General features: G+C 27.4%; 6 protein-coding genes. All 6 read right to left on the reverse strand.

The window, feature by feature from the left end:
- Nucleotides 1–437: 437 nt before the first annotated feature.
- On the reverse strand, nt 438–1,544 hold the full coding sequence (glgD, locus tag NG904_RS16070) for a glucose-1-phosphate adenylyltransferase subunit GlgD (protein ID WP_252232715.1): 1,107 nt from the start codon (nt 1,542–1,544) through the stop codon (nt 438–440).
- 21 nt (nt 1,545–1,565) lie between these two features.
- Nucleotides 1,566–2,726: a glucose-1-phosphate adenylyltransferase gene (locus NG904_RS16075; RefSeq protein ID WP_252232704.1), complete on the reverse strand. Its 1,161-nt coding sequence runs from the start codon at nt 2,724–2,726 to the stop codon at nt 1,566–1,568.
- A gap of 121 nt (nt 2,727–2,847) precedes the next feature.
- On the reverse strand, nt 2,848–4,662 hold the full coding sequence (locus NG904_RS16080; RefSeq protein WP_252232706.1) for a glycoside hydrolase family 13 protein: 1,815 nt from the start codon (nt 4,660–4,662) through the stop codon (nt 2,848–2,850).
- Between the two features lie 165 nt (nt 4,663–4,827).
- Entirely contained in the window at nt 4,828–7,269 is a 2,442-nt protein-coding gene (locus NG904_RS16085) for a glycogen/starch/alpha-glucan phosphorylase (protein ID WP_252232709.1), read from the reverse strand.
- A 30-nt stretch (nt 7,270–7,299) separates the two neighbouring features.
- Entirely contained in the window at nt 7,300–8,736 is a 1,437-nt protein-coding gene (gene glgA, locus NG904_RS16090) for a glycogen synthase GlgA (protein ID WP_252232711.1), read from the reverse strand.
- 141 nt (nt 8,737–8,877) lie between these two features.
- Nucleotides 8,878–11,124, reverse strand: a complete 2,247-nt coding sequence (gene glgB, locus NG904_RS16095; RefSeq protein WP_252232713.1) for a 1,4-alpha-glucan branching protein GlgB — start codon at nt 11,122–11,124, stop codon at nt 8,878–8,880.
- Nucleotides 11,125–11,785: the final 661 nt, after the last annotated feature.

The raw sequence follows: 11,785 nt of genomic DNA on the forward strand, positions 1-11,785 counted from the left end.
CGTCCGGAGCCAGGATCAAACTCTCAATAAAAAGTTTAATCTTGACTTACTCAAATAAAGAATTGCTGGTTTATTTTAATGTGTCTTGATTTCTGTTCAATTTTCAAAGACCAAATTTTCATCGTTGACTTTCTTGTCAACTTTTGTTTTATTGTGTCACCCTTAAGCGACTTCCTTAGTATATCACCTAAGTTTTTTCATGTCAACAAGTTTTTTTAATGAGTTTGAAATTTTATTTCCAACTTATTTTTTACTTGTTGGTCGCATCTCTCAGCGACGAGTTTTATAATACCATCTCAAAAAACAATTGTCAACAGTATTTTAAAAGTTTTTTATTATTTTAATAAAAAATGCCTATATGCTAAACAGTTTTTATACTACAAAGCTTATAGGCATAATTATTTATATATTAACACTATGTTTAAACAGAGCATTTTTTAAAGATATTCTTTTTTCATAACTACTAGAGGGTATAAACTAGATCCTATAAGTTTTTCTCCCTCTTTAACCTTTATTCCCTTATCTGTAATTACACTATCTAATAAAGTGTTATCTTCTATAATACTATCTTGCATTACTACACAATTTTTCAACTTTGCATCCTTACCTACAAAAACTCTTCTTCCTATAACACAATTTTCTACCTCGCCTTCTATATAACATCCATTAGCTATTATAGAATTCTTAACATTACTAGTGTCTGTATAATGTGTTGGCGCCTCATCTTTTGCTTTCGTATATATTCCTCTATCTTCTCTGAATATTTCTTTACTTATCTTTCTATTTAATAATTTCATATTGCTATCGTATAATGTTTTTATAGAATTTATACAATTTAATTCGCCATCAAATTTATATGCCCCTACTCTTAAACTGTCTAAATTATCATGTATAAAGCTTTTAACTTTTTTATACATTCCACTAACTAAGCAATCTTGAACTATATCTATAAACAAACTAGTTTTTAATACATAAACTTCCATACTTATATTAATGTTATTGTCTCTACCTACATTTTCACCAATACTTACAACTTCATCTAAATCATCAAAATTTACTACATCACATCCCACAAATGATTTTTTACCATCATTTATTTTTTTGTATACCATTGTTATATCATGTCCACTCTTTTTGTGATAGTCAATTACTTCTTGATAATCTATATTACAAAGCATATAAGATGGTGTTAATAACAAATATTCCTTATGACTACGCTTAAAAAATTCTATATTTTCTGAAAAATTATGAACATCTTCATATACTGGATCTACTTCACAAAAATTAAATACTCTTAATCCATTTTGATTTCTATGCAAATCCCATGGTCTACCATTAGTTAAATGATCAATTAGTGATCTAGACTTATTTTTTGTAAAAATTCCAATACTCTCTATACCTGAATTTGTCATATTTGATAATACGAAATCTATAATTCTATATCTTCCTGCTATAGGCACTGATGCAAGTGGTCTATTTATTACTAGTTCTCCCATTTTTGTTTCGTTTTCGTCTAAATTTATTATTCCAACACAATCATTCATCTCTTTTTCCCTCAACTTTCCTTATACCGCCTTGCTATTTTTCATGATACTACCCATTTTTACCTCTTCTTTGGCAGCAACAATTTCAATTTCATCACCTGTGCCTATTACACAGTCTTTTCTTATCACAGCATCATTTCCAATTATAGCTTTTTCAATTATTACATTATCTCCAATTTTAGCGTTTGTCATAATAACAGAGTCTTTTATTATTGTATTTTTACCAACTTGTACACCTTGGAATAAAACTGAATTTTGTACCGTTCCATTAACAGTGCATCCTTCAACTATAAGTGAATTAGTAACCTTAGCATTTTCGCCAATATATTGTGCTGGTCTTACTGGATTTGTTGAATATATTCTCCAATCCTGATCATGTAAATTAAGTTTATTGTCAGGCTTTAACAAGTCCATATTTGCTTGCCAAAGGCTTTCAATAGTTCCAACGTCTTTCCAATATCCTTCAAATGGATAAGCAACCATTTTGCCACCATCATTTAGCATTGATGGTATTATATCTTTACCAAAGTCATTACTTGAACCTTTATTAGCTTCATCATTTCTTAAATATTTCTTTAATGTTTTCCAATTAAATATATATATACCCATAGATGCTAAATTACTTTTAGGTATTTTAGGTTTTTCCTCAAATTCATATATGGACATATCATCTCTAGTGTTCATTATTCCAAAACGACTAGCTTCATTTACTGGAACTTCAATTACTCCAATAGTGGCATCTGCATTCTTTTCCTTATGGAATTCTAACATCTTTGTATAATTCATTTTATATATATGATCACCTGATAGTATAAGTACATACTCTGGATCATATCTGTCAACAAATTCTATATTTTGATAAATTGCATTTGCTGTTCCTTTATACCAATTTCCACCCTTTTCTTCTTGGTATGGTGGTAATATGCTTACGCCACCATCTTTTCTATCTAAATCCCAAGGTAGCCCTATTCCTATGTGTGCATTTAATTCTAAAGGCTTATATTGTGTCAAAACTCCCACTGTATAAATCCCTGAATTTGCACAATTACTCAAAGGAAAATCAATTATTCTATACTTTCCTCCAAATGGCACTGCTGGTTTAGCTAACTTCTTGGTCAATACTCCTAATCTTGAACCTTGGCCCCCTGCTAATATCATAGCCACAATTTCCGTATTTCCCATAAATATCTCCTCTCTTTTTCCCCTTAAATTATCATATATTCACGACATAACTCTTATAAATCTTCTTTAAACAAAATATCCATTTTTATTTACATATTTATTTACATATTTATTTACATATTTATTTAGATAATATTAAAAAATTATATGGTGATAAGTTGATATCAGCCTTATCAAAATCTATAGTTTTATTACTAAATAATTCGCTATATACACCTTCAAATTCAAATTTATTTAAGTTTTTATGCAATCCTGAATTATTTAATACTACTATTATGTTTTTTCCTTCATATGTTCTTTTTAATACACATATGTTCACATCCATATCAAATATATTTAAATTACCTTTTCTTAAAACTTCTTCTTTTTTTCTTATATTTATTATCTTAGAGTAAAATTTTAATATCTCTTGATTTTCATTATTCCATGGATAAGCCTTTCTGTTTTCAGGATCTTTTCCACCCCTTAACCCCGCTTCATCTCCATAATAAATTACCGGTACCCCTGGTAATGTCATTTGAAAAACTATTATTAATTTAAGTAAATATAAATTTCCATCTAATATTGTTAAAATTCTTTCAGTATCATGTGTACCTATAACATTCATATTAGAATTAAAAATTTCTCTTGGATAATTCTCATATAAAGACATTATTCTTTTTTTTAGTTTCTCAGAAGTTATATACCCTTTAACAAAATTTATTAAATATTCTCTTAACGGATAATTAGTGACTGAATCTAATTCTTTGCCAAACAAATATTTTCTTCGTTTTGAATAACTTATTTTATTAGAAGCATCCTCCCAAACTTCTCCTATAAGCACACTATCATTATTAATTTCTTTCATTCTTTTTTTAAAAATCTCTATAAATTTATCTGATAATTCATCAGCAACGTTTAATCTCCACCCACTTGCACCTAAATTCATCCATTTTTCAATTATAGATCCCTTTTTATTTACCATATAATCTAGATAACTCTCTTCAAGTTCATTTACATTAGGTCTATTATCTATTCCCCACCAAGATTCATATTGATAAGGATAAGTTATGAATTTATACCAATTGTAATACTTTGAATTAGGAGATTGATATGCACCAACTTCATCATAATTTCCATACTTATTAAAATATCTACTATCAGATCCAGTATTGCTGAATACTCCGTCTAATATAATTCTTATTCCTTTACTTTGTGCTATATTACATAATTTTGAAAATTCTTCGTTAGTTCCAAACATTTCATCTATAATTTCATAATCACCAACATCGTATTTGTGACAACTAGAAGATTTAAATATTGGACTTAGATATATGATATTAGCACCTAAAGATTTTATATAATCTAACTTTTTTATTATTCCCTTTAAATTTCCACCATAAAAATCCCATCTCAAAATTCTTCCCATATTATCTTTTATATACATTGGATCATCATCCCATGTAGCATATAAAAAAGAATTTTTCTTTGGTTTATTTATGCTGTTATCTTCATTTCCATTACAAAATCTATCAACAAATATCTGATATATAACACCATCTTTATACCATTTTGGTACTTCAATTTTTTCATATACAGTTACTTCATATGGCAAAGGATCATTATTATATACTTGTCCTTCTCCGCCTAATTTTTCATCATTATTTCCATAATAAATTCTCTTATAACCATCTATTAAAATAAAATAATATCTTAGTAGTCCTGATTTATTAGATGTATCTATTTCTACTGAGTATTTATAATTTCCATCATTTAAATATTCTTTTTGCATTTCTAATAAGCTATTCTCATTATTGAAATCAGTTAATTCAAGAGCTACTAATAAATCTTTATTAACTATAATCGATAATTTTATAATTTGACCAATTTCAACTGCCCCGAAAGGCTTCTTGAAATTCTTATCTCTAGAATTGTATATCACTTTTATTTCATCCATAAATTAGTCCTTCCTATAAGGCATTAAATAAATAGCTAGTCATTATGTTAGTTTATTTCATGAGCTATTTCTTCATTGGAATCTGCTAATATCACAACTATTCGCAGAACCCAAGTCATTGTATTTCATAAAATATCCGTCATATCTTTAACTTGTTATTTATTTTTATATGCCTAAGTTCTTATAAATAACTTCAGATCCCCATATTCCAGTTGCATATTGTTCAATAGTTCTATCAGATGAAAATATTCCTGAGTGTGATATGTTTATTCCACATATCTTATTCCACATATTTTTATCTCTATAAAGCGTATCTATTTTATCCTGTGCTTTTAAATAAGAATCAAAATCTTTTAATACAAAGAATTCATCATTATAATTTATTAAATTTTGATATAAAGTTTTGAATCTTTGCTTGTCATTATGATATTTTCCATTAGTTAAATCATTAATAACATTCTTAATTCTTGAGTCATTATTATACATTTCTAATGAACTATACCCTCCATTTTTATAGTAACTTAAGACTTCATCTGCCTCTAATCCAAAAATAACGATATTGTCTTCTCCAACTTCATCTTTAATTTCTATATTGGCCCCATCAAGTGTCGCTACTGTAATAGCTCCATTCATCATAAATTTCATATTTGAAGTTCCTGAAGCTTCTTTAGTTGTTGTTGAAATTTGTTCACTTACATCTGCTCCTGGAACAATCTCTTCAGCTAAAGATACATCATAATTTTCCATAAATACTACTTTCATTTTCTTATTAACTCTTGGATCATTATTAACTTTATTTGCAATATTATTTATAAACTCAATAATATTTTTTGCTAAATAATACCCTGGTGCAGCCTTTCCACCAAATATAAATGTTCTTGGGTAAATATCTAAATTAGGATTATCAAGTAATTTATTATATAAGTCCATTATTCTTAAACAATTTAAAGTTTGTCTTTTATATGCATGTATTCTCTTTACTTGAACGTCAAATATAGAATTAGGATCAACTATAATGCCTTCATTGTCTAATATTGTCTTTGCAAGTTTTTTCTTATTTTCGAGCTTTATCTTTCCTAGCTCATCTAAAACACTCTTATCATCTAAATGTTTTTGAAAGTTTTCTAAATCTAGTGGATGTTTTATGAACCCATCACCTATGGTGTCTGAAAGTAACTTTGTTAAATTAGGATTACATTTTAATAACCATCTTCTATGAGTTATACCATTTGTTTTATTATTAAATTTATTAGGATACAAATAGTAAAAATCTTTCATTTCCTTTTTCTTTAATATTTCAGTATGAAGTTTTGCTACCCCATTAATACTGTGACTGCCTACTATAGCAAGATGAGCCATTCTTATTTGTCCTTCTCCGATTATAGCCATCTTTGATATTTTATTTTCTTGTCCAGAAAATTTAACTTTTAGCTCTTCACAATATCTTCTGTTTATTTCTTCAACTATCATAAATATTCTAGGAAGCAATTTTTTAAACATATCTACAGGCCATTTCTCTAAAGCCTCTGATAAAATAGTATGATTCGTATAAGATATTGTATTTTCAGTTATTCTCCATGCATCATCCCAAGTTAATTCTTCTTCATCTAACAATATTCTCATAAGTTCTGGTATAGCAAGTGTTGGGTGAGTATCATTTATATGAATAGCTATTTTTTCTGCAAATTCCGGTATCTCTCCCCCATGCTTTTTAAAATGTCTTATTATACTTTGTATACCAGCGGAAACAAAGAAATATTGTTGTTTTAATCTAAGAATCTTTCCTTCATAAAATGAATCTTCTGGATAAAGAACCTGTGATATAGCTTCAACTGAATTCTTATATTGAATAGCCTGTAAAAAATCACCTCTATTGAATGAAGAAAAATCAAATTCATTTGATAATGCTTCTGCGCTCCAAAGTCTTAAGGTATTAACTATATCGTTTTTATATCCAACAACTGGTGTATCATAAGGTATTGCCAAGATTGGTTCATAATTTACATGTACGAAATTTAACCTTCCATTACGTTCTTCTACTTTAATTTCTCCACCAAATTTAACAATTTCAGATTTATTAGTTTTTCTTTTTTCCCATACATTGCCTTCTTTTAACCAATTATCAGATACTTCAACTTGCTTTCCATCAATAATTTTTTGTTCAAAGAAACCGTATTTATATCTAATTCCACATCCATGACCAGGCATGTTTAATGATGCCATTGAATCTAAGAAACATGCAGCAAGTCTTCCTAATCCTCCATTACCAAGTCCTTGATCTTCCTCTAGATTTTCTAAGTCTTTCAAATTTATATTAAGTTCTTCTAAAGCTTCTTTACAAATATCTCTTATTCCAATATTTAATAAAGAATTACCCAACAATCTTCCAAGTAAAAATTCCATTGAAAAATAATAAACTTGTTTTTCACCTGTTTTATTATATTTTTTGTTTGTTTTAAGCCATGTCCTAGTTACATAATCTCTTACCAAACTTCCTAAAGCTTCGTATTTTTGTTGGTTCGTTCCTTCCTTTAGTTCTATTCCGTGCATTTCTAAGAATTTGTTTACATATGCTTTTTTGAATGCTTTTTTATCCATTTCTATCATCATTACCCCTCCTTTAGAAAAATTATTAGATTATCTATAGCTTAATTCTTTGTACATATTTAAATATTCATCTGCTGACTTGCTCCAACTATTATTAGAATTCATAGCATTTTTCACAAGGTTTGACCACTTGTTTTTATCATAATAAATCTTTAAAGCGTACTCTATTATATGGAGTAATTCATCTGCGTTGTAATTATAAAAACTAAATCCATTTCCTTCACCTGTATACTCATTGTAAGCTCTAATTGTATCTTTCAAGCCGCCAGTTTCTCTTACTATTGGTATACTTCCGTATCTAAGAGCTATGAGTTGTCCCAAGCCACAAGGTTCAAATAATGATGGCATTAAAAACATATCTGATGCAGCATATACTTTATGAGCCAAATTATTGTCAAATCTAATATTTGCTGAGACCTTATTTCCATATTTATAATCTAACCATTTAAAATGATCTTCATAATGTTTATCTCCAGTTCCAACAATAACTAATTGAATATCATTTTGTAATAATCTCTCTGAAATATTCACTAATAAATCTAAACCTTTTTGACTTGTTAATCTTGTTACCATTGAAATCATAGGTATATTTTCATTAACACTTAACCCTAGTTCTGATTGTAAATTTCTTTTATTTTCATATTTATCATTTATATTATTTACATCATAATTTTTATTTATTAAACTATCATTTTTAGGATTAAATTCATCATAATCTATTCCATTTAATATTCCTCTTAACATATAAGATTTTTCTCTTAATAGCCAATCTAGTCTTTCTCCAAACTCTGGAGTTTTTATTTCTTCTGCGTAGCTGTAGCTAACAGTTGTTATCATATCTGAGTAATTTATAGCACCCTTCATAAATCCTACACCATCATCAAATTTCAAATTAGTATTTGTATACTGTTCATAATCATATCCAAACAGTTCTGGTAATATAACTGGATCAAACACTCCTTGAAAAGCTATATTGTGAATTGAAAATACTGATTTTATATCCCAATAAAACATATCTTTTCTCATATATTCCAATTTCAATAAAACTGGTATCATCCCAGTTTGCCAATCATTACAATGAATTACATTTGGTTTCCAATCCAATTGTTTTATCATGTCTAGTACTGCTCTATCAAAAAATGCAAATCTTTCAGCATCATCATAATGACCATACATTCCACCTCTAGAAAAATAGTATTCATTATCCACAAAATAATAAATTACGCCATCATATTCATACTCTAATATTCCACAATATTGATTGCGCCATCCAACATCTACGTTAAACCACTTATTAAATCTGAGTTTATTTTTTAGTTCATTGTTTATTTCTCTATATTTAGGTATAACAACTCTAACATCTACACCTTTTCTTGCTAATTCCTTAGGTAACGCTCCAGCTACATCACCTAACCCCCCACTTTTTATAAACGGATGTGCTTCTGATGCTACAAATAAAACTCTCATACTTCTTCCCCCTAAATTCTTAACTTATATTGATTATTTAATTATTTCTATTATTTTTTTCATAGCGTACTTTACACTATCCTTTGAAAAATACTCATCTATTTTTAATAACAAACTAACACAATCTTCATAAATATCTAATTATTTTATATCCTCAATTTTATCTAATAACTGATCTCTATCTATCTCTGCTATTTCAGTCACTTTCTTCATAAAAGTTTTTTCTTCAACATCTTTATATATAGATTTTATTTTTAGCACTAATGTTGCCATAGGAGGTACTTTAATTTGTAATGAATATGGTTGATTATGATATTCCAATTTTTCTGATATTAATGTTTCACCCATAACTTGTCCTGAACCACCATACTTACTATCATCTGTATTAAATACTTCTTCATATTCACCTAAAAATGGAACTCCAATTTTATAGTCATAATATACAATTGGAGTAAAATTACTAATAAAAATTAAAGTATCATTGTCATCTTTACTTCTTCTTATAAACTCAAGTATACTTTGAGAATTGTTATCTGCATCAATCCAGGTAAAACCTTTTTCATCATGATCTAATTCCCAAAGTGCTTTATTATCTATATAAAAATGATTTAAATCTTTAAAGAAAACTTGTGTTTGTCTATGCATATCATATTTATCTATTAAAAACCACTCTAATTCTTCATATTCTCTCCACTCTATAAATTGTCCAAATTCACATCCCATAAATAATAACTTTTTACCTGGGTGTCCCATCATATAAGATGCAAACAATCTTAAGCCAGAAAACTTATTCCAATAATCTCCCCACATTTTATCAACCAATGATTTTTTACCATGTACTACTTCATCATGTGATATTGGTAATATAAAATTCTCTGAATAATTGTACATCATTGAAAAAGTTACTTTATCATGGTTGAATTTTCTATATATAGGATCTACTTTTATATATTCTAAAGTATCGTTCATCCATCCCATATTCCATTTAAAATTAAATCCTAATGATTCTCCATTATTAGATTTACTAACATTAGGCCATGATGTTGATTCTTCTGCAATCATTAATATATTAGAATCTTCCGCTTTAACAGCCTTGTTTAATTGTTTTAAAAACTCTATACCTTCTAAATTTGCATTTCCTCCAAATTGATTAGGCTCCCATTCACCTTCTTCTTTACCATAATCTAAGTAAAGAATACTTGATACAGCATCAACTCTAATTCCATCTATGTGAAATTCTCTTATCCAATACAGAGCATTTGATATTAAGTAACTACGAACTTCTGGTTTTCCTAAATCAAAATTACAAGTTCCCCAACCACAATTTTCTGATCTCCATTCTTCGCTATACTCATATGTTGTAGTTCCATCAAATTTATATAATCCATGAGAATCCTTACAAAAATGACCTGGAACCCAATCAATTATTACACCTATTTCTTCATCATGTAATTTTTCTATAAGCATTTTTAAACCATTTAAATCACCATATCTACTTGTTGGAGAATAATATCCCGTTCCTTGATATCCCCAAGAAGCATCTAATGGATGTTCTCCAAGTGGCATCAATTCAACGTAAGTATAACCCATATCTTTTAGATACTTTGGCAGCTCTTCACTTAACTGCTCATATGTTAAAAATTCTCCATCTTCATTTCTTTTCCATGAGCCTAGATGCATTTCGTATATATTCATTGGCATTTCATATATATTTAATTTGTTTCTTCTATTAATCCATTTCTTATCATTCCATTTAAACGTATCTAATTCACATACTATTGATGCAGTATTAGGTCTAAGTTCACTTTGTATTGCATATGGATCGGATTTAAAATCTGATTGATTTCCTAATTCATCTATAAAGCAGTATTTATATTTACTACCATCATTTATATGTGGTAAAAATACGCTCCACAATCCATTTTCATCTAATTTTTCAAGTTTATAATTTTCATCTATTTTAAAATCATTAAAATCTCCAACTAAATAAGCCTCTTTTGCATTGGGAGCCCAAGTAGTAAACCTTACTCCTTTTTTTCTTTTTTCTGTTTTTATATGAGCGCCTAGAATCTTATAAGATTCATAGTTTTTCCCTTCATGAAATTTTTTAATATTCGTTTCATTTAGTTCATAAGAATTTGACTTTTTAGTACTACTTTTTACTTCTTTATTTTCACTGTTATTATTGCTTGAATTTGTTTCTGCTTTTATACTTGAGGCTTTTTTATTAGTAGTTCGATTTGATTTTTTAGACGAACTTATTTTTTTAGCAGCTTTAGTTATATCTTTTTCTGGATCTTTTAGTATTTCATCTGTTTCTTCTAATATAATTTCTTTGGGTTCAGTATCTAATTCATAATCTATCTTCTTAGTATCAGCATTACTCAAGTTATCCCCTCCATTTACCTTCTATCCATTTATTATATTTTTTACTATATTTAGTAATTTATCAAAGTTATCAATTGTTATTTTACCAAATTTTTGAATACAATTCATTAATTTTCATCATTGCTTAAATCTCATAAAACTACTTATATTTCAATTTTTCTTGTTTATTTTAAAAATTAAATTTCATTTTTTATGTTTATTTATAGTATTTTGTAAATTATTAATATAATATAGTTTACTAATTTAGAAGAACAAAGTTATTCTAAACGTTTTCTTTAAAAACAAATGATTGATACCTATAATCTCAAATTCAAAATACTTCTAATTCAATGCCTCTCACTTTTTTATCTTAATTTCAATACATCTTTAAACATAACTATTTCTTAATCTTTATTAGTTGAAATTATAAAGATTTAAATTAAAGAAAGTACAGTATTAGTTAAAAATAACTAATACTGTACTTTAATAAGTCGTCTCAAAATTTTTACTTTAACAATAAAAAAATCTTATAAAATTTCTTACACTTGATACAAATATAACAATACAACGATATATTAAATATATAAGACTATCTTAAAGTTATAAAAAAACTTTATCTCTTATTTAAACATCACTTTAATATATTTTTATATACTAAAAAGGAGATAGTTGTTATAACTAT

Source organism: Clostridium sp. ZBS15, from assembly GCF_023845705.1.
GTDB classification, from domain to species: domain Bacteria; phylum Bacillota; class Clostridia; order Clostridiales; family Clostridiaceae; genus Clostridium; species Clostridium aquiflavi.